This is a genomic window from Pseudomonas sp. 8BK (assembly GCF_902506475.1).
GTDB lineage: Bacteria > Pseudomonadota > Gammaproteobacteria > Pseudomonadales > Pseudomonadaceae > Aquipseudomonas > Aquipseudomonas anguilliseptica.
Window position 1 is genome coordinate 2,383,604 of sequence record NZ_LR733252.1, and the last position, 19,029, is coordinate 2,402,632.

Genomic DNA, 19,029 nt, shown 5'->3' on the forward strand with positions numbered 1-19,029 from the left:
AGTTAGCGATTTGGTTATATTTTATACAGTTACTGCATATTCATCATCTCGTTTATCTATTTCTTTTCATTTTTAAAGTCAAAAAGCAGCCTATGACCTCTCCAGCTAAAGCGCCGCCCCTGTACCCGAAAAGCCACATTCTGGCGGCCAGTGGCGTCGCCGCCTTACTGAGCCTAGCCCTACTGGTATTTCCCTCCCGCGAAGTTGAAGCCCAAAAAACCTACATCAATCTTGAGCTAGACAACGGCTCCGAGTTCGCCGAGCTACAGGGAGAGCAGAACTTAGACGCCCTACCGTCGCCCAACAAAAGCCAATCACCTTTCGCCAATACGGCAGCCGCAGAACGCCCTACAGATGATGAGCTGAAGGCTGCGCAGGTCGAAAAACCGCAGGAAGAAATCGCCCCACTCAAGCACATCCTCCGCGTGGAAAACGGCGATACGCTGTCTACGGTATTTGCCAAGGTCGGACTGAATGCCACCACGCTGCATGACGTGCTCAATAGCAGCAAGGAAGCCAAGCAGCTGACACGTCTCAAGGTAGGCCAAGCGCTCGAATTCAATCTGAACACAGACGGTCAACTTCAAAGCCTGCACAGTAAGCTCAGTGATCTGGAAAGCATTGCCCTGACGAAAAGCGATAAGGGCTTCAGTTTCAAGCGCGAACTGGTCAAACCTGAAGTTCAAACCACCTACAGCCACGGCGTGATCAACAGCTCGCTGTTTCTCTCAGCCAAGCGTGCTGGCCTGTCGCATAGCCTGACCATGGATCTGGCCAACGTATTCGGCTACGACATCGACTTCGCCATGGATATTCGCGAAGGCGACGAGTTCGAGCTGATTTACGAGGAAAAAGTGGTCAACGGCAAGCAGGTCGGCACCGGCAATATCCTATCGGCACGCTTCACCAACCGCGGCAAGACCTACACCGCCGTGCGCTACACCAACAAGCAAGGCAACAGCAGCTATTACAACGCCAATGGCGAGAGCATGCGCAAAGCCTTTATTCGCACCCCGGTGGATTTTGCCCGCATCAGCTCGCGCTTTTCCACAGGCCGTCGCCACCCTGTTCTGAACAAAATTCGCGCACACAAGGGCGTTGATTACGCAGCCCCGCGCGGCACGCCAATCAAGGCCGCCGGCGATGGTCGCATCACTCTGGCAGGCCGTCACGGCGGTTACGGCAATGCGGTCATTATCCAGCACGGTCAACGCTACCGCACCCTGTATGCCCACATGAACGGCTTTGCCAAGGGCATCCGCAGTGGTAGCAACGTCAAACAGGGTCAGATCATCGGTTATATCGGCACTACCGGCCTGTCCACCGGGCCGCACCTGCACTATGAATTCCAGGTCAACGGCGTGCACGTCGACCCGCTGAGCCAGAAGCTGCCGATGGCCGATCCGATCCCCAGCAGCGAGAAAGCCCGCTTCATGCAGTTGAGCAAACCGCTGATGGCGCAAATGGACAAAGAGAAGTCCACAATGCTTGCCCTCAACAATCAGCGCTAAGCCATGCCCCTCTACCTCGGCGTGATGTCCGGTACCAGCCTGGATGGCCTGGACATCGCACTGATCGAGCAGGAACACACCACCCGCCTGCTTGGCACCCGCTACCTGCCCATGCCAGACGAACTGCGTAGCAGCTTACTCAGCCTGTGTGCATCCGGCCCGGATGAACTGGCCCGTGCGGCAATAGCCGAGCGACAGTGGGTCGCGCTCGCCGCGCAAGGCATCAATGAACTGCTAATCCAGCACGACCTACACGCACGCAGCGTTCGCGCCATTGGCAGCCATGGCCAGACCATACGTCATGAACCTGCACGCGGTTTCAGCATTCAAATCGGCAACCCCGCCCTGCTCGCGGAGATGACCGGCATCAGCGTGGTCAGTGACTTTCGCCGCCGCGATGTAGCGGCAGGCGGTCAGGGCGCACCACTGGTTCCAGCGTTTCACCAGGCATTATTCGCCAGCGACGGCACTACCCGTGCGATCCTGAATATTGGCGGTTTCAGCAACCTCAGCCTGCTTGAGCCTGAGAGTCCGGTGCATGGCTTCGACTGCGGCCCGGGCAATGTGCTGCTGGACGCCTGGATTCAACGCCACCGGGGCCTGCCATACGACCAGGATGGTCAGTGGGCTGCCAGCGGCCAGGTACAGACGCAGCTTCTGCAAGCCTTGCTAAGCGATCCCTACTTCCAGACCCAGGGCCCGAAAAGCACCGGGCGTGAGCTGTTCAACCTTGCCTGGCTGGATCAACACCTGCTGAACCTGCCGACGTGTGGTAATGCTGACGTGCAGGCAACCCTGCTGGAACTGACCGCCATCAGCATTACCACAGCACTCAGGGCTGCTCAGCAGAACACCGAGGTGCTACTGGTGTGTGGTGGTGGCGCGCATAACCACACACTGATGCGCCGCCTGGCGCAGCTGCTGCCTAATAGCCAGGTGAGCAGCACCGATGCGCATGGCGTGCCCGCCGACTGGGTCGAAGCCATGGCCTTTGCCTGGCTGGCGCACTGCTGCCTGGAAGGCATCCCCGCCAACCGGCCCAGCGTCACCGGTGCTCGCGGCCTGCGAGTACTTGGCGCGATCTACCCCGCCTGATCAACTGTGCAGTCTGCTACGTGCAAAAACGACAACGCCGTGCACAAGGCACGGCGTTAGCTTGAACAGCCTGCAACTCAGATCGAGAACGAAGAACCGCAACCGCAGGTGGTGGTGGCGTTGGGGTTGTTGATGACAAATCGCGAACCTTCCAGACCTTCCTGATAATCCACCTCAGCACCTGCCAGGTACTGGAAGCTCATCGGGTCAACCACCAGACTCACGCCTTCGCGCTCGATGATGGTGTCATCCTCGGCCACTTCTTCATCGAAGGTGAAGCCATACTGGAAACCGGAACAGCCGCCTCCCGTTACAAACACGCGCAATTTCAGGCGCGGGTTGCCTTCCTCATCGACCAGGCTCTTCACCTTGTTCGCCGCGCCCTGCGTAAATTGCATAGCACTGGGGGTGAAGGTTTCGACGCTCATGCTGATTAACTCCCGGCGCTACGCGCCATACTGCATTCTGATCGGCATTATCCGCTTACCCGAGAAAAGCGGTCAACTATTGTGCGGCATCCAGCGTTTCTGGCAATTCCAACGGCCGTGCCTCGTCCTGCAAGCGACAGAGACGACCTTCGATCTGCGCGCCCATGGCCATCTCCATTAGGGCGTAATACAGATTGCCACGCACCCGCGCCCGCGCGCCCAACTCAAGATGACCGCTGGCGTGCACATCGCCGACTACTTCACCATCAATCACTATATGGGGGGCGCGGATCTCACCTTCAACCCTACCCTGCACACTGACGCGCACCATACCTTCGCTGGCCACCAGATTTCCAATGACCTTGCCATCGACCTGCACCGCACCCTGAAAACGCAAATCGCCATGCAGTTCGGCACCCACCGCAATCAGGCTGGTCTTACCCGCGAAACGCTGCACGTCAGTGCGCGCCTTATCTTTATTCCACATAAGGAACAGCTACTCCTCTTTGTTCCATTTAAATGTGCGCAACAACGGCTTCTCGCCTTTTACATCGGCACGCACCTTGATCTCGCGCGGGATAAACCCTTCAGGCAACTTTAGCTCGGCAAATCGCCCAGCCTCGGGAATGGCCTGAAAGTGCTTGAAGGCAAAGGCAATCGGTTGCTCAGGCAGGGCAGCGGGCAAGTCTGCGCCCAATGCCACCAGCTCAAGCGTGACATCCTGCTCGCCTTGCTTGCCGACAATCGACACCTGCAACTGGCCTTCCAGCGGCGTCTCACCTTTACCCACACGACTGAGGAGTATCTTGTAGCGGAAATGCTCAGGCCTGTCCGTGGCCTGTAGCTCAAAGGTCTTGATGCGCAAACCTTCACGACGGCTGGCGGGGGCCAACACGCCTTTGTAGAAGGCCAGATCCTGCTGTTGTTTATAGATTTGCTCTTCGAGCAGCTTGATAGTCAAACGGTTCTGCTCGTTGGCTTGCTGGCTGAGCTTTTCTGCACTGCTGAGCACGACCACACGCTGACGCAACTCATCGACCTCGCGCACCAATTGTTCATCACGCACTGGCGCGGCCGGCTGCCCCACCACCACTGCAGGCTGACTGTACTGCTGCCACCAGCCACCAACATAGAAGGCCAACGGAATGCACAGCACCAGCAGCAACCCAAGCATGCGCCGCCGCCGTGTACTCCCCGGATCGCTTGGACGAACCTCCCAGCCCGCCATCAGGGCAACATGCCCGCGTGGGACAACCCCAGGCACTCATCGAGGCCGAAGAGAATATTCATATTCTGCACCGCCTGGCCCGACGCACCTTTGACCAGGTTGTCGATGACTGACAGCACCACCACCAGATCGCCGTCCTGCGGACGATGCACGGCAATCCGACACACATTGGCGCCGCGCACGCTGCGGGTTTCCGGATGGCTGCCAGCGGGCATCACGTCGACGAAGGGCTCGTTGGCGTAACGCTGCTCAAACAACGCCTGCAGATCCACCGAACGGTCGACCACAGTGGCGTAAAGTGTGGCGTGAATACCGCGAATCATCGGTGTCAGGTGCGGCACAAAGGTCAGGCCGACATCCTTACCGGCAGCCCGGCGCAGACCTTGGCGAATCTCGGGCAGATGCCGATGGCCTTTGACCCCATAGGCTTTCATGCTTTCGCCGGCTTCACTGAACAGCGAACCCACGCTGGCACCACGCCCAGCGCCGCTGACACCCGACTTGCAGTCGGCGATCACTTGCGTGGTATCAACCAGACCGGCCTCCAGCAGCGGAATCAGCGCCAGCTGTGCGGCTGTCGGATAGCAGCCTGGTACGGCAATCAGACGCGCCTGCTTGATGGCTTCACGGTTGACTTCCGGTAGACCGTAGATCGCCTCAGGAAGTAAATCCGGCGCACCGTGGGGCTGGCCGTACCACTTGGCCCACTCATCCGCGTCCTGCAGGCGGAAGTCGGCAGACAGGTCGATCACCTTGGTTCCGGCGGCCAGCAGCTCACCGGCCAGGGCATGAGCAACACCATGCGGCGTGGCGAAGAACACCACATCACAGGCGCCCAGGGTAGCCACATCCGGCACGCTGAACGCCAGGCTGTCGTAATGACCGCGCAGGTTCGGGTACATCTCGTCGACACGCATGCCGGCCTCGGAGCGCGAGGTAATCACCTCGACCTGCGCTTGCGGATGTTGCGCCAACAAACGCAACAACTCGACACCGGTATACCCCGTGCCGCCGACGATTCCGACCTTGATCATCACTTGCCCCTTTGCAATACCAGCAGTGGAAAGCTGCCGATGATACGGCCGCTTCGGCCAGGGGCCAACACTTGAGCGCCGCCAGTGATGACGGAGACGGTCATGCCCACTACTATCGGGGCACTTTCCTGCAACGAGTGCGCACAATGCTCTACCTATGGCTCAAGGCCCTGCACATCATCGCCATGGTCTGCTGGTTCGCCGGCCTGTTCTACCTGCCGCGCCTGTTCGTCTACCACGCCATGAGCACCGACGAGATCAGCCGCGAGCGCTTCTGCATCATGGAGCGCAAGCTGTATCGCGGCATTATGTGGCCGTCGCTGATTCTTACCGTCGGCATGGGCCTGTGGCTGCTCAGCCTCAACCCGAGCTACTACTTCAGCCAGGGCTGGATGCACGCCAAGCTAAGTCTGGTCGCACTGCTGGTGGTCTACCAGTTTATGTGCGGTGCACAACTCAAAGCCTTTGCCAGTGGTGAGAACCAGCGCAGCCATGTGTTCTACCGCTGGTTCAATGAAGCGCCCGTACTGGCTCTGCTTGGCATTGTCATTCTGGTCGTGGTGCGCCCTTTCTAAATACATCAAGAGGATTACTGCATGTCGCTGCCAGCTTTGCTCGAACAACGCCTGCGCCTGCCTGTCGTCGCGGCGCCGATGTTTCTGGTATCCAACCCGCAACTAGTCTTGGCCTGCTGCAACAGCGGCATCGTCGGCAGCTTCCCCGCCCTGAACCAGCGCGAGAGCAGCGGCTTCAAGGATTGGCTGCAGGAAATCGAAGCCGGCCTGACCCACGCAGCAGCACCTTATGCGGTCAACCTGATCGTACATGGCAGTAACCCGCGCCTACAGGCAGACCTGGCGATCTGCGTCGAGCAGCGCGTGCCTATCGTCCTCACTAGCCTCGGGGCGGTGAAGGAAGTGGTCGATGCGGTACACAGTTACGGTGGCTTGGTATTTCATGATGTGACCACCCGCCGGCATGCCGAGAAAGCCGCTGAAGCGGGCGTCGACGGCCTGATCGCGGTAGCCGCCGGCGCAGGTGGCCATGCAGGTACCTGGAGCCCGTTTGCGCTGATCGCCGAGATCCGTCAATTCTTCGATAAAACCCTGCTGCTCGCCGGCTGCCTCAACCAGGGCCACGAGATACTCGCCGCGCAACTGCTCGGCGCCGACCTGGCCTACCTCGGCACCCGCCTGATCGCCACCCAGGAAAACGCCGCATCACCCGCCTACAAGCAGATGATCCTCGACGCCAAAGCCGCCGACATCATCCACACCCCAGCCGTTTCCGGCGTGCCGGCGAGCTTTATGCGCCAGAGCCTGGAGCTGGCCGGTTACGACCTCAAGCAGCTGCAGAACAAGGGTGAGGTCAACTACGGCGAGAAACTCAAACCGATGGATGAAGAAGCCAAAGCCTGGAAAACCGTGTGGTCGGCCGGCCAGGGCGTCGGCAATATCCGCGACCTGCCGAGCGTCGAGCAGTTGATCACCCGCCTCGACAGCGAATACCGCGCGGCCCTCACGAGCAGCCAGCAACTGCAACAACGCTGGGCGCGATGAAGCGACGCAGCCTGCTCGGCCTCGGCGCACTCGGGCTGCTGGCCGGCTGGGCATTGCGCCCGAGCGACCTTGGCCAGCCGCACGCACCCTACTTCGCCGCGCTTAACCAGTTGCTGCGCCGTGAGGGCGGCGGCATCCCTCTGTTAGTGGTTGACCTGGCGCGCCTGGATCAGAATGCCGAAAGGCTCGCCAACCAGCTCGGCAACCAGTTGCCGTTGCGTCTGGTGGCCAAGTCCCTGGCCTCTATCGGCCTGCTGGAATACCTGGCCAAGAAGCTCGGTACGCAGCGCTTTATGGTGTTTCACCAACCGCAGATCAATCAGCTCGCGGTGAACTTCCCCCAGGCCGACCTGCTGCTCGGCAAGCCCTTGCCCGCGGCGGCGGCCCTGAGTTTCTACCAGCAACTGCCACAAGGCAGCGCTTTCGTCCCGGCCAGGCAGCTGACCTGGCTGATCGACAGCCAAACGCGCCTGCAGGAATACGCCGCTCTGGCCAATGCCCTCAACCAGCCGCTGCAAATTGCCTTCGAGATCGACATCGGCCTGGCGCGCGGCGGTTTTGCCACACCAGAAGCGCTCGGCAGTGCACTCAACTGGCTGCGCAGCACTCCGAATCTGCTGCGCATCCGTGGCCTGATGGGCTATGACGCGCACCTGGCCCATACGCCCTTCTGGGTCAATCAAGACACTGCCTTCGCCCAGAGCGCAGCACGCTACCAGGCCTTTATTGCCAGTGCTGCCACCTTTAGCGAGCTGTGGCCGGCGCAACCGCTGCTCAATGGTGCCGGCAGCCTGGCCTATGCCCTGCACACACGCCTCGCCACACCGCTGAATGAGGTGGCGGTGGGCTCCGCGCTACTCAAACCCAGCGACTTCGACAGCCCCTTGCTCGGCGATCTGCAACCAGCCTTGTGGGTCGCCAGCCCGGTGCTCAAGGCACTGCCTGGGCAGTTGCCGTTTCTCGACTCGGCACAGCCGTTGCTGCAACGCTGGGATCGTAACCGTCAGCAGACGTACTACCTGTATGGCGGACAGTGGCCAGCCACTCCGGTTTCACCGGCCGGGCTCAGCTATGACGCGCTGTATGGCCGCAGTGCCAACCAGGAGCGGCTGATCGGCTCCCTCGGCACAGGCTTGCAGGTCGATGACTGGGTATTCCTGCGCCCGCAGCGCTCGGAAGGGCTGTTCGAGCTGCTCAATCAGTTGGTGCTGCTGCGCAATGGCCGCCTGGTCGGCAGTTGGTCGGCCAGCGGAGCGTGAACCGTCTCTAGGCCCTTACACATTTGCGCGTAGGCAGCTTGTTTACTGGCCTGCAGGCCGGCTAGTCTGTAGCGCAACTCCATTCTGGCACCGACAAGGACGCCGATATGACCCAAGCCCGCTTCAAGATTGTGTTCAACGGCGAACTGATGCCCGACGTCAGCCTGGAAACAGCCAAAGAAAACCTCGCCCGCCTGTTCAAGAGCGACCTGACCCGGATCAACTCGCTGTTTAGCGGTGGCAATGTCGACATCAAGCGCGACCTCAGCGAGAACGAGGCCGACCAGTACCTCAAGGCCTTGCAGAGCGCCGGTGCCAAAGTGCGCAAGGAACAGGATCTGGCCGCCAGCCTGAGCTTGGTGGAAACCGATGATCACCGTACGGAAAGCAGCGAAGCTGAAAGCAACGTACAGATGACCTGCCCCAAGTGCGGCCACCAGCAAAGCAAAGCTATCGAATGCTCGGCCTGCGGCATCGTTATCGAGAAATTTATCGCCCGCCAGGCCATGCTCGCAGAAAGCCAGCCAGAAGTGGTTAGCGCTGCGGCCACCCCCTATGCCACGCCGAAAGCAGCCGTAGCGGAAACTCTGCCGGAGTTCGGCGAGCTAAAGGCTTTTACCACCGACGGACGCATCGGCCGCTTGCGCTACCTGGCGTGGTCGATGGTGCTGATGCTGGCGTGCTTGCCGCTGTTCGGCATCGCCGGCGGCTTCTTCGCCGCATCGGAAATTCTTGGTGGCCTGCTGATGGTGGTGGTGGGTATCGCCGTGGCGGTGGTCGGTATTATGTTCGGCGTGCAGCGCCTGCATGACATCGGCTGGTCGGGCTGGCTATTGCTGGTCACCCTGGTGCCGGTTGTTGGCGGGGTGTTCTCCCTGCTGATGTTTATCATTCCCGGCAGCACTGCCGCCAACCGCTTTGGTCCGCCGCCACCGCCGAACAGCCGCGCAGTGAAGATTCTCGCCCTGCTCTGGGTGGCAATCATCGTCATCGGTATTGTTGCGGCCATCGCCTTGCCTGCCTATATGGGCTACGCCGACGCCGGCCTGTAAGAACCTGTTCAAAGCCTGCTGCGCGTCGGCCCTGCTGTGTTAAAAACAGGCTCGGAATGCTCATGTACAAAAGTACACTCCGCTTCCTCGCCTGTTTTCGCCTTGTAGGACTCTAGCTCGCGTGCCTTTCTACAGGCTCTAAACTACGCAACCTTGCGCGGTACATGGGGTCGAAAGGCCCCATCACGGAGAACCCTATGACCCGTTACGCGCTTATCACTGGAGCCTCCAGTGGCATTGGCCTAGCCCTAGCCGAAGCCCTGGCCCGGCGTGGCCGCAATCTGATTCTGGTGGCGCGCCAGCGCGATGCGCTGGAAAGCATTGCCTGCGAACTGACTCAACGATTTTCCGTAGAAGTACTATTTCGCGTTTGCGACCTCAGCCAGCCGCTGCAGGTCAGCGGCCTGCTGCATGAGCTGGAACAGGGCGAACGCAGTATCGACCTGCTGGTAAACAACGCCGGCATCGGTAGCTCAGGCGCTTACGTGGATCAGGACTGGGCGCGCGAACAGCAACTGATCGAACTGAATATCCTGGCCCTAGCGCGCCTGTGTCATGCCATCGGCACCATCATGGCTGGCCAGGGCAGCGGGCAGATTCTTAACGTCGCCTCGGTCGCCGGCTTTCAGCCGGGACCTGGCATGAGCAACTACTACGCAAGCAAGGCCTACGTGCTGCACTTCTCCGAAGGCCTGCGCGAGGAGCTGAAAGCGTACGGCGTCAAAGTATCCGTACTCTGCCCAGGGCCGACCCGCAGTGCGTTCTTCCGCAGCGCCAGCATGGACGTCAAAGCCCTGCAAGGCAGCAAACTGATGATGAGCTGCGAAGAAGTGGCACTGATCACGGTTAAAGCCCTGGAGAAGAATCGCGCGATCATCATCCCGGGCTGGCGCAACCGCCTGCTCGCCCTCAGCCCGCGCCTGGCACCGCGCTGGTTGGTCCGCCGGATCAGCGCACGACTGAATCGCCAGTTCGGTAAGCCGGCAGCCTAGCTAGCCGGCATTGACCGTACGGCCGTCCGCCCAGGCGCGCAGGGCCGCAAGGTCTTCAGCCATCACCACCGATAGCGGCGCAGTGCCTTGAATGCTCTGCAGCAGCAATGCCTGGTTGACCGTTTGCTGCTGAGCTTGCGCGGCATAAAGGGCACTGACCACCGCCTGCTCGATCTCCGCGCCGGAAAAGCCATCGCAAGCGGTGGCCAACTGGGCCAGATCAAACTCCGTCACCTCCAGCTCACGCCGCGCCAGGTGAATACGGAAGATTTCGGCCCGCACTGCTGCGTCCGGCAAGTCGACAAAGAACAGCTCATCGAAGCGCCCCTTGCGCATCAGCTCCGGCGGTAGCCGGGAAATCGCGTTGGCCGTGGCCACCATAAATACCGGCGCCTTGCGCTCGGCCATCCAGGTCAGCAGGGTGCCGAGTACACGCTGGCTGACGCCACCATCATGGTCACCACTGGCCAGGCCCTTCTCGATCTCGTCCATCCACAGCACACAGGGCGCCATCTGCTCAGCCAGCTTGAGCGCTTCACGCAGGTTGCGTTCGGTCTCGCCGAAAAACTTGTTGTACAGGCAGGCAAAATCCAGACGCAGCAGGGGCAAGCCCCACAGGCCGGCGATGGCCTTGGCGGCGAGGCTCTTGCCACCGCCCTGCACCCCAACCAGCAGCACACCTTTGGGTAGATCGACGCCTTTGCCCTCCAGGAAGATGCCTTGCCGCTCACCCAGCCAGCGCTTGAGATTGCTCAGCCCGCCGACCTCGGCGAAACGTGCGGTGTCGTACTCGAAACTCAGCACGCCATCGAGATCGAGCAGCTTGAACTTGGTCTTGTTCAGCTCCGGCAGGTCTTCCTGGGTGATCGCGCCATCATCGCAAATCACATTGCGCGCTAATGCACGCGCTTCGGCATGGCTGAGACCACGCAGGTTTTTCACCACCTGTTGCAAGGTGCGGTTATCGGTGCGCACTCGCGCGTTGCGGTTACGCGCGCTCCAGCCGGTGGCCTCGTCACGCACGATGGCCAGCAGCTCTTCCTCGGAAGGTAGCGACAGACTGAAGCGCGAGGCATAGCGCTGCACCTCGGGCGGTAGTTTGCAGGCATGGGAGACCAGCACCAGCGTCGGTTTGCTGGGCGACTCGTTCATGGCGATTTCCTTGAGCAGACGCACCAGCTTGGGGTTGTCCTCAAGAAACGGATGCAGATCGCACAGCACATAGAGCGTCGGCTGCGTATCAGCCTTGATCAGACGCAGAGCAGTTTCAGGCTCCAAGGTTGTGCTGTCGACCGGCTCCTGGATGGAATAGCCCACACGCTGCATGCCCTCGGTCACCGACCACACCTGCAGGCCAAGACTACGACGCACCGCCAGGCTGGTCAGGGTTTCCAGCACTCGTGGCTCATCCCAGGATTCGATCAGCACCAGCTTGGTCTTGGAATCCAATACCAAGCCCAGATCATGAATATCGTTTTTCACCCACGCTCCTTGTCCACTAAACTCGGGCCTCGTTAAATACCGGCCAGGAGACTGCCCATGGACTGTCTATTTTGCAAGATCGTCGCTGGTGCAATACCGGCGCGCAAGCTTTATGAAGACGATCAGGTGATTGCCTTTCACGATATCGGCCCGCAGGCACCGGTGCATTTTCTGGTTATCCCAAAAAAACACATCAGCACCCTCAATAACCTGAGTGAGGCAGATAAGCCGCTGGCCGGGCATATTCTCTTTACCGCCCAGCGTCTGGCCAAGGAGCAAGGCTGCGAGGAAGGCTTTCGCGTGGTGATGAACTGCAATGACCTGGGCGGCCAGACGGTGCACCACATCCATATGCACGTGCTGGGTCAAAGGCAGATGGCATGGCCACCGGGTTGAGTCGTTCATTACTCGGCGCGCTGACCATGCTCGCTCTGTTGATTGGCAATCCAACGCAGGCGCATACGGTTGGTAGCGTATTCAGCGACGCCTTGCCCAAGGGCAAGCAAGGACCGCAGCTGGTTGTGCTGCCTGCCGGGCGCTATCTGTTGGGTGATCACAGTGGCCGCGGCAACCATAACGAACGCCCGCTGACGCCGATAAAGATCAACCGCCCCTTCGCCATAGGCCGCTACGAAGTCAGTTTCGCTGACTGGCAGCAGTATGCCGACGCCACCGCTACGGCCATGCCGGATAACGAGGGCTGGGGGCTGTCGGCGCAGCGACCGGTGATCCATGTGTCCTGGCATCAGGCCCAGGCCTATAGCCAATGGCTGTCGAAGGTCACCGGCCAGCGCTATCGCCTGCCCACCGAGGCCGAGTGGGAATACGCTGCCCGCGCCGGCAGCACCAGCTATTACTGGTGGGGCGAGCAGCTCGACAGCCCGGAAACCCGCCCGCGCGCGCATTGCCGCGGCTGCGCCACCTCGCGCCTGATCCAGAGCAAGACCGAGCGCGTCGGCCAGTTCACCGCCAATGCCTTCGGCCTGCATGACACCGCTGGCAATGTCTGGGAATGGACCGCCTCGCGCTTCGCCAGCCCCTTCGACGGCAGTGAACAACACAGCGCCGGGGTGCTGGATCAAAGCCCGCGCGTGGTACGCGGCGGCGCCTGGAACAGCGGCCCGACCTACCTGCGCAGCAGCCAGCGCGATATGAAGCAGCCACAACACAAGGACTACGCCCTGGGTTTTCGCGTGCTGCGTGAATTGCCTTGAGGTCAACGCGTGGCAAGGCTGCGACGAAACGTCAACAGACCTTCTCCCGCGCGTGGAGTAAACTGAGCGCCGTCATCATCGCCGGAGGTCCCTATGGCCAGCGAACGTCACTTCTCACCTGTTGATCGCCTGCTGCTGCAAGCCGATGCCGCCCTGCGCACCTTGCTGCCCTTCAGCGGCCAGCCGACGCGGCCATCACCGGCCATCGTGCAACCGGAAGCCGAACTGGATGAACAGCAGGCCCAGCATATTGCAGGTTTGATGCGCATCAACCATACCGGCGAAGTCTGCGCCCAGGCGCTCTACCAGGGCCAGGCCCTTACCGCCAAGCTGCCGCAGGTGCGCCAGGCGATGGAACATGCGGCTGATGAGGAAATCGACCATCTGGCTTGGTGTGAGCAACGCATCCGTCAACTCGGTAGCCAGCCCAGCATTCTCAACCCGCTGTTCTACGGCCTGTCATTCGGCGTTGGTGCAGCGGCCGGGCTGATCAGCGACAAGGTCAGCCTGGGGTTTGTCGCCGCCACCGAAGATCAGGTGGTCAAACACCTCGATGAACACCTGCAGCAGATCCCACTGGAAGACCAGAAGTCCCGGGCGATTCTTGAGCAGATGCGTGTCGATGAAGAGCAACACGCCTGCAACGCACTGGACGCCGGCGGCTTGCGCTTCCCGGCGCCAGTGAAGTTCGGCATGAGCCTGCTGGCCAAGGTCATGACCAGTACTACCTACCGCGTGTAAGACTGAATCGCAGGCACAGAAAAGGGCACCGAGGTGCCCTTTTTCATGTCGCCAGGTATCTACAACCGCTTACTCGCCCAACTCGACAATCTCGTAGTCGTGGGTGATTTCGACGCCGCCGCGGCCCAGCATGATCGAGGCCGAGCAGTACTTCTCGGCCGACAGCTCAACCGCACGCTTGACCTGAGCCTCCTTCAAACCACGGCCCTTGACCACGAAATGCAGGTGGATCTTGGTAAATACCTTGGGCTCTTCCGTAGCACGCTCGGCCTCCAGAAAAACTTCACAGCTTTCTACCGCTTGGCGGGACTTCTTCAGGATGCTGACCACATCGAAGTTGCTGCAGCCACCCAGACCAATCAGCACCATCTCCATCGGCCGCACACCCAGGTTACGTCCACCGCTCTCTGGCGGGCCGTCCATTACCACCGCATGGCCGCTGCCCGATTCTCCGATAAACAGGGCTTCGCCTGCCCACTGAATACGCGCTTTCATTACTCGGGCTCCGCTGTTAAAAAGGAAGGCAGCTTAGCACAGCACCGTTACAACCTCTTTGGGTGCCAAGAGAGCCAAAAGCTCGTGCTGAGTGTTAGCCAGGTCGCAAAACAACACCTAGTCTTAGACTGGTGGTTAAGCTGATAGCTAATTACTGGCACACTTGTACAGATAACTATTATTAGAACTTCAGCCGCACAACGGCTTACCTTTATAAATTCGGGATTCAGGCATGGTAGCTATTACCCTCACACCTAAAATAAAAAATCTCGACAAGCTTCTCGCGCATTGCCACCGCCGTCGCTACACCGCCAAGAGCACCATCATCTATGCGGGCGATCGCTGCGAAACGCTATTCTTCATCGTCAAAGGGTCGGTCACTATCCTGATCGAAGACGATGATGGTCGTGAAATGATCATCGCTTACCTCAACTCCGGCGACTTCTTCGGAGAAATGGGCCTGTTCGAAAAGGACGGCACCGAAAAAGAACGCAGCGCCTGGGTGCGCGCCAAGACCGAGTGCGAGGTGGCGGAGCTGAGCTACGCCAAGTTCCGCGAGCTGACCCAGCAGGATCCAGACATCCTCTACGCCCTCGGCAGCCAGATGGCCGAACGTTTGCGCAACACCACGCGCAAGGTCGGCGACCTGGCCTTCCTCGATGTTACCGGCCGAGTTGCCCGCACCCTGCTCGACCTGTGCAAGCAACCCGATGCAATGACCCACCCGGACGGCATGCAAATCAAGATCACCCGTCAGGAAATCGGTCGTATCGTTGGCTGCTCCCGCGAGATGGTCGGTCGCGTGCTCAAAGCACTGGAAGAACAGGGCCTGGTCAGCGTCAAAGGCAAAACCATGGTGGTGTTCGGCACGCGCTGAGCCCCCAGCTGCAGCCATAAAAAAGCCGACGCATGCGTCGGCTTTTTTACGTGTCGTGGTTTCAGTCCACGTCAGGGGCAGCGATCACCCGCTTGCGCTCCGGGAAGAACAGACGCTCCAGTTCAGCCCCTGGATTATCAGCACGCATAAACGCTTCGCCAACCAGAAAGGCATACACCTCGCTGATTTCCATCAGCTCGACATCGGCACGATTGAGGATGCCACTCTCTGTCACCACCAAACGATCACGCGGAATGCGCGGCAGCAGGTCGAGGGTGGTTTCCAGACTCAGCTCGAAGGTGTGCAGGTTACGATTGTTGATCCCCACCAGCGGCGTATCCAGGGTCTTCAGCGCCCGCTCCAGCTCGTCGCCGTCGTGCACTTCCACCAGCACATCGAGATCGAATGCCTTGGCCGTCGCAGCCAGCTCGGCCATCTGCGCGTCTTCCAGCGCCGAGACGATCAACAACACGCAGTCGGCCCCCAGGGCGCGGGCTTCGACGATCTGGTACGGGTCGATCATGAAGTCCTTGCGAATCACCGGCAGCGAGCACGCCGCACGGGCGTCCTGTAGGTAGCGATCCGCGCCTTGAAAGAAGTCGATATCGGTCAGCACTGACAGACAGGTGGCGCCGCCGGCCTGATAGCTCTGGGCAATCTCGGCAGGCACGAAATGCTCGCGCAGCACACCCTTGCTTGGCGAGGCCTTTTTGATTTCGGCGATCACCGCCGGCTGCTTGCGCTTGGCCTGGCTGATCAGTGCCTCGGCAAAGCCGCGCACCGGATCGGCAGCACGGGCTTGCTGCTCAAGCTCGGCCAGCGAAACAACGGCGCGGCGCGCGGCGACTTCCTCAGCCTTGCGCGCCAGAATCTTCTCCAGAACGGTTGGAATACTCACCCGGCATTCTCCTCTTTGAATACAGCGGTAAAGGACACCAACTCCTGCAACTTCTCCCAGGCCAGGCCGGTGTGCAAGGCGTCATGGGCCAGCTGCACGCCCTGCTTGAGGCTGCTCGCCAGATCCGCCGCATACAGCGCCGCACCAGCATTCAGGGCAATCATGTCGGCCGCTTTCTGCCCGGCTTCGCTCTTGCGCTTCGTCAGAGCATCACGAATCAGCGCCAGCGAAGCCTCCGGGCTTTCCACCGCCAAGCCGACCAGGCTCTGACTCTTCAGCCCGAGGTCTTCCGGCAACACCTCGTATTCGGTGATCTGCCCATCTTTCAGCTCGGCGACATGGGTCGCCGCCGCCAGACTGAATTCATCCAACCCATCGCGCGAGTGCACCACCAGGATGTGCTGACTGCCCAGGCGCTTGAGCACCTCGGCCAGCGGTCGGCACAGCGCCTGACTGAACACGCCCACCACCTGATGCTTGACCCCGGCCGGATTGGTCAACGGGCCAAGCATATTGAAGAGAGTACGCAGCCCCAGCTCACGACGCGGCACGGCGGCATATTTCATCGCCGAGTGATGCACCTGGGCAAACATAAAACCGACACCGACGCTCTCGATGCAACGCGCGACCTGCACGGGCGTCAGACTCAGGTAGATCCCTGCGGCCTCCAGCAGGTCGGCGCTGCCGCTCTTGCCAGAAACGGCGCGATTGCCGTGTTTCGCCACCTTGCCGCCCGCAGCCGCGACGACAAAACTCGCCGCGGTGGAGACGTTAAAGATATTCGCGCCATCACCGCCAGTGCCGACCACATCCACCACATGATCGAGGGTCTGCAGGTACACATGGCTGGCCAACTCACGCATCACCGAAACGGCACCGACGATCTCGTCGATGGTCTCGCTTTTCATGCGCATGCCCATCAGAAAGGCGCCGATCTGCGCATCCGTACATTGGCCCGTCATGATTTCGCGCATGACGTCCTGCATTTCTTCGGTGCTAAGGTCGAGCTGATTGACCACTCGATTGAGGGCTTCCTTGATATTCATCAGCGCTGGCCTCCTTGTTGTTTGAGGAAGTTGGCAAACAGCTCATGGCCCTGTTCGGTAAGGATCGACTCAGGGTGGAACTGTACGCCCTCAATATGCAGGGTCTTGTGGCGCAGGCCCATGATCTCATCCACCGAACCGTCCTCATGCTGCGTCCACGCGGTGATTTCCAAGCATTCCGGTAAGGTTTCGCGCTTGACCACCAGGGAATGATAGCGGGTCACGGTCAGCGGGTTGTTCAGGCCGGCGAAGACGCCCAGATCGCGGTGGAACACCGGGCTGGTCTTGCCGTGCATCACCTGGCGCGCGCGCACCACATCGCCACCAAAGGCTTGGCCGATACTCTGGTGCCCCAGGCACACGCCAAGAATCGGCAGTTTGCCGGCAAAGTGCAGGATGGCCTCGATGGAAACCCCGGCTTCGGTCGGCGTGCACGGCCCCGGCGAGACCACAATGCGCTCAGGCTTAAGCGCCTCGATCTCGGCAATCGACAGTTCATCATTGCGGATCACATGCACGTCAGCGCCCAGCTCGCCCAGGTACTGCACCACGTTGTAGGTAAAGGAGTCGTAGTTATCGATCATCAAAAGCATGGCGGGACTCCTCAGCGCGTGGACAGGTCAGGAACGGTTTGCTCGGCAAGCGCCACAGCACGGAACATGGCGCGACGCTTGTTCAGCGTTTCCTCCCACTCCAGCGCCGGCACCGAATCGGCCACGATGCCGGCACCGGCCTGCACGTGCAGCTCGCCATCTTTGATGACGGCGGTGCGAATGGCGATGGCGGTGTCCATATTGCCGTTCCAGGCCAGATAGCCCACAGCGCCACCGTAGACGCCGCGCTTGACCGGTTCCAGCTCATCGATGATTTCCATGGCGCGAATCTTCGGCGCGCCGGACAGGGTGCCGGCCGGCAGAATGGCGCGCAGCGCGTCCATCGCGGTCAGGCCTTCTTTCAGTTGGCCGGTGACGTTGGAGACGATATGCATGACGTTGGAATAGCGTTCGATCACCATCTTCTCGGTGAGCTTGACGCTGCCGGTGCTGGCCACACGACCGACGTCGTTGCGCCCCAGGTCGATCAGCATCAGGTGCTCGGCCACTTCCTTGGCGTCGGACAACAGATCCTCTTCCAGGGCCAGGTCAGCCTCTTCATTAGCACCACGCGGGCGGGTGCCGGCAATCGGGCGCACGGTGACCAGACCATCTTCCAGGCGCACCAGCACCTCTGGCGAACTGCCAACCACATGGAAGTCGCCGAAGTTAAAGAAGTACATATAAGGCGTCGGGTTGATGCAACGCAGCGCGCGGTAAAGATCAATCGGCGCCGCCTTGAACGGAATCGACATGCGCTGCGAGATCACCACCTGCATGCAATCGCCAGCCAGGATGTACTCCTTGATCGCCTTGACTGCATTTTCGTAGTCATCACGCTTGAAGCTGGAAACGAAGTCCGGCTCAGCAGCGGCCGGCGCGGCCAGGTCCACGCCCAGGCGCGGAGTGATCGGCTGACGCAGCTTGTGCAAAATTTCCTGCAGGCGCGCCTGGCCCTGCTCCAGCGCCTCGGCCTCACTCGGATCGACCAGCACAATGGCGTGCATCTTGCCGGCCAGGTTGTCGAACACCACCACGGCATCGGACACCATCAGCAGGATATCCGGCGTACCCAAGGCATCGGGGTTAACGCCCTTGGCCAGTTTGGGCTCGACGTAGCGCACGCTGTCATAGCCGAAATAACCGACCAGGCCACCGTTAAAGCGCGGCAAGCCGGCCAGAGTCGGCACCTTGTAGCGGTCCTTGAACTGCTCGACAAAGGCCAGTGGGTCTTCGCAGTGATGACGCTCCACTTCGACACCGTCGACGCTGATGGTCACCTCATGCTCATAAGCACGCAGCACAGTGCGCGCCGGCAGGCCGATGATGGAGTAACGGCCCCACTTCTCACCGCCCTGTACGGATTCCAGCAGGTAGGTGTTGGCCTCGTCGGCCAGTTTCAGGTAGATCGACAGCGGGGTGTCGAAATCCACCAGGGTTTCGCAGGCAACAGGAATGCGGTTATAGCCGGCAGCGGCTAAACGCAGAAATTCTTCGCGGGTCATGAGCAGCCTCGTGGCTTGAG

Annotated in this window: 21 protein-coding genes; 11 read left to right on the forward strand and 10 right to left on the reverse strand. The window is 60.4% G+C overall.

The features are described 5' to 3' along the window. The first annotated feature begins 92 nt into the window (after positions 1-92). Both ACIN8IBEIGE_RS10990 and ACIN8IBEIGE_RS10995 read left to right on the forward strand, forming a co-directional pair. A complete protein-coding gene (locus ACIN8IBEIGE_RS10990; protein ID WP_160014650.1) occupies positions 93-1,511 on the forward strand; it encodes a peptidoglycan DD-metalloendopeptidase family protein in 1,419 nt (472 codons plus the stop codon). 3 nt (positions 1,512-1,514) lie between these two features. Then, entirely contained in the window at positions 1,515-2,606 is a 1,092-nt protein-coding gene (locus ACIN8IBEIGE_RS10995) for an anhydro-N-acetylmuramic acid kinase (protein ID WP_160014651.1), read from the forward strand. A 77-nt stretch (positions 2,607-2,683) separates the two neighbouring features. Here the strand turns inward: ACIN8IBEIGE_RS10995 and erpA are convergent, their stop codons facing one another. The 4 genes from erpA to argC form a co-directional block, all read right to left on the reverse strand. Beyond that, the gene (erpA, locus tag ACIN8IBEIGE_RS11000; protein WP_090256106.1) at positions 2,684-3,034 is read right to left on the reverse strand and encodes an iron-sulfur cluster insertion protein ErpA; all 351 of its coding nucleotides are present in this window, start codon (positions 3,032-3,034) and stop codon (positions 2,684-2,686) included. Between the two features lie 76 nt (positions 3,035-3,110). Further along, on the reverse strand, positions 3,111-3,521 hold the full coding sequence (locus ACIN8IBEIGE_RS11005; RefSeq protein ID WP_160014652.1) for a polymer-forming cytoskeletal protein: 411 nt from the start codon (positions 3,519-3,521) through the stop codon (positions 3,111-3,113). A gap of 9 nt (positions 3,522-3,530) precedes the next feature. Beyond that, positions 3,531-4,208 (reverse strand): DUF6776 family protein, encoded by a 678-nt coding sequence (locus ACIN8IBEIGE_RS11010; protein WP_256665113.1) that lies wholly within the window; start codon positions 4,206-4,208, stop codon positions 3,531-3,533. 53 nt (positions 4,209-4,261) lie between these two features. Beyond that, a complete protein-coding gene (gene argC, locus ACIN8IBEIGE_RS11015) occupies positions 4,262-5,296 on the reverse strand; it encodes an N-acetyl-gamma-glutamyl-phosphate reductase (protein ID WP_160014653.1) in 1,035 nt (344 codons plus the stop codon). 146 nt (positions 5,297-5,442) lie between these two features. Here argC and hemJ point away from each other — a divergent pair, with 146 nt between their 5' ends. The 5 genes from hemJ to ACIN8IBEIGE_RS11040 all read left to right on the forward strand — a co-directional run bounded on the left by hemJ (position 5,443) and on the right by ACIN8IBEIGE_RS11040 (position 10,158). Then, positions 5,443-5,871, forward strand: coding sequence for a protoporphyrinogen oxidase HemJ (gene hemJ, locus ACIN8IBEIGE_RS11020; protein WP_160014654.1), 429 nt, complete (start codon positions 5,443-5,445; stop codon positions 5,869-5,871). 21 nt (positions 5,872-5,892) lie between these two features. After that, on the forward strand, positions 5,893-6,855 hold the full coding sequence (locus ACIN8IBEIGE_RS11025; RefSeq protein WP_160014655.1) for a nitronate monooxygenase family protein: 963 nt from the start codon (positions 5,893-5,895) through the stop codon (positions 6,853-6,855). Continuing rightward, positions 6,852-8,114 carry an alanine racemase gene (locus tag ACIN8IBEIGE_RS11030; RefSeq protein WP_160014656.1) on the forward strand — a complete coding sequence of 421 codons (1,263 nt, stop codon included), beginning with the start codon at positions 6,852-6,854 and terminating at the stop codon, positions 8,112-8,114. Before ACIN8IBEIGE_RS11025 ends, ACIN8IBEIGE_RS11030 begins: the two co-directional genes overlap by 4 nt. 107 nt (positions 8,115-8,221) lie before the next feature. Continuing rightward, positions 8,222-9,166, forward strand: coding sequence for a DUF805 domain-containing protein (locus ACIN8IBEIGE_RS11035; RefSeq protein WP_160014657.1), 945 nt, complete (start codon positions 8,222-8,224; stop codon positions 9,164-9,166). Between the two features lie 197 nt (positions 9,167-9,363). After that, the gene (locus ACIN8IBEIGE_RS11040) at positions 9,364-10,158 is read left to right on the forward strand and encodes an SDR family oxidoreductase (protein ID WP_160014658.1); all 795 of its coding nucleotides are present in this window, start codon (positions 9,364-9,366) and stop codon (positions 10,156-10,158) included. Here the strand turns inward: ACIN8IBEIGE_RS11040 and ACIN8IBEIGE_RS11045 are convergent, their stop codons facing one another. After that, positions 10,159-11,640, reverse strand: a complete 1,482-nt coding sequence (locus ACIN8IBEIGE_RS11045; RefSeq protein ID WP_160014659.1) for an AAA family ATPase — start codon at positions 11,638-11,640, stop codon at positions 10,159-10,161. A 57-nt stretch (positions 11,641-11,697) separates the two neighbouring features. Between ACIN8IBEIGE_RS11045 and ACIN8IBEIGE_RS11050 the strand changes: the two genes are divergently transcribed. The 3 genes from ACIN8IBEIGE_RS11050 (at position 11,698) to coq7 (ending at position 13,595) form a co-directional block, all read left to right on the forward strand. Continuing rightward, positions 11,698-12,036 (forward strand): histidine triad nucleotide-binding protein, encoded by a 339-nt coding sequence (locus ACIN8IBEIGE_RS11050; RefSeq protein ID WP_160014660.1) that lies wholly within the window; start codon positions 11,698-11,700, stop codon positions 12,034-12,036. Continuing rightward, positions 12,021-12,854 carry a formylglycine-generating enzyme family protein gene (locus ACIN8IBEIGE_RS11055; protein WP_160014661.1) on the forward strand — a complete coding sequence of 278 codons (834 nt, stop codon included), beginning with the start codon at positions 12,021-12,023 and terminating at the stop codon, positions 12,852-12,854. Before ACIN8IBEIGE_RS11050 ends, ACIN8IBEIGE_RS11055 begins: the two co-directional genes overlap by 16 nt. A gap of 93 nt (positions 12,855-12,947) precedes the next feature. Beyond that, positions 12,948-13,595: a 2-polyprenyl-3-methyl-6-methoxy-1,4-benzoquinone monooxygenase gene (gene coq7, locus ACIN8IBEIGE_RS11060; RefSeq protein WP_160014662.1), complete on the forward strand. Its 648-nt coding sequence runs from the start codon at positions 12,948-12,950 to the stop codon at positions 13,593-13,595. A gap of 69 nt (positions 13,596-13,664) precedes the next feature. Here coq7 and ACIN8IBEIGE_RS11065 read toward each other — a convergent pair whose 3' ends face one another. Continuing rightward, entirely contained in the window at positions 13,665-14,090 is a 426-nt protein-coding gene (locus ACIN8IBEIGE_RS11065) for an OsmC family protein (RefSeq protein WP_160014663.1), read from the reverse strand. A 232-nt stretch (positions 14,091-14,322) separates the two neighbouring features. Here ACIN8IBEIGE_RS11065 and crp point away from each other — a divergent pair, with 232 nt between their 5' ends. Further along, a complete protein-coding gene (crp, locus tag ACIN8IBEIGE_RS11070; RefSeq protein WP_090377469.1) occupies positions 14,323-14,967 on the forward strand; it encodes a cAMP-activated global transcriptional regulator CRP in 645 nt (214 codons plus the stop codon). 61 nt (positions 14,968-15,028) lie between these two features. Here crp and trpC read toward each other — a convergent pair whose 3' ends face one another. The 4 genes from trpC to trpE are packed head-to-tail and all read right to left on the reverse strand — an operon-like array spanning position 15,029 to position 19,009. Continuing rightward, positions 15,029-15,865 (reverse strand): indole-3-glycerol phosphate synthase TrpC, encoded by an 837-nt coding sequence (gene trpC / locus ACIN8IBEIGE_RS11075; protein WP_160014664.1) that lies wholly within the window; start codon positions 15,863-15,865, stop codon positions 15,029-15,031. Continuing rightward, a complete protein-coding gene (trpD, locus tag ACIN8IBEIGE_RS11080; protein ID WP_160014665.1) occupies positions 15,862-16,911 on the reverse strand; it encodes an anthranilate phosphoribosyltransferase in 1,050 nt (349 codons plus the stop codon). The genes trpC and trpD overlap by 4 nt, the downstream gene beginning before the upstream one ends. Further along, a complete protein-coding gene (locus tag ACIN8IBEIGE_RS11085) occupies positions 16,911-17,504 on the reverse strand; it encodes an aminodeoxychorismate/anthranilate synthase component II (protein ID WP_160014666.1) in 594 nt (197 codons plus the stop codon). Before ACIN8IBEIGE_RS11085 ends, trpD begins: the two co-directional genes overlap by 1 nt. Positions 17,505-17,515: 11 nt before the next feature. Next, positions 17,516-19,009 carry an anthranilate synthase component I gene (gene trpE, locus ACIN8IBEIGE_RS11090; protein ID WP_160014667.1) on the reverse strand — a complete coding sequence of 498 codons (1,494 nt, stop codon included), beginning with the start codon at positions 19,007-19,009 and terminating at the stop codon, positions 17,516-17,518. Positions 19,010-19,029: the final 20 nt, after the last annotated feature.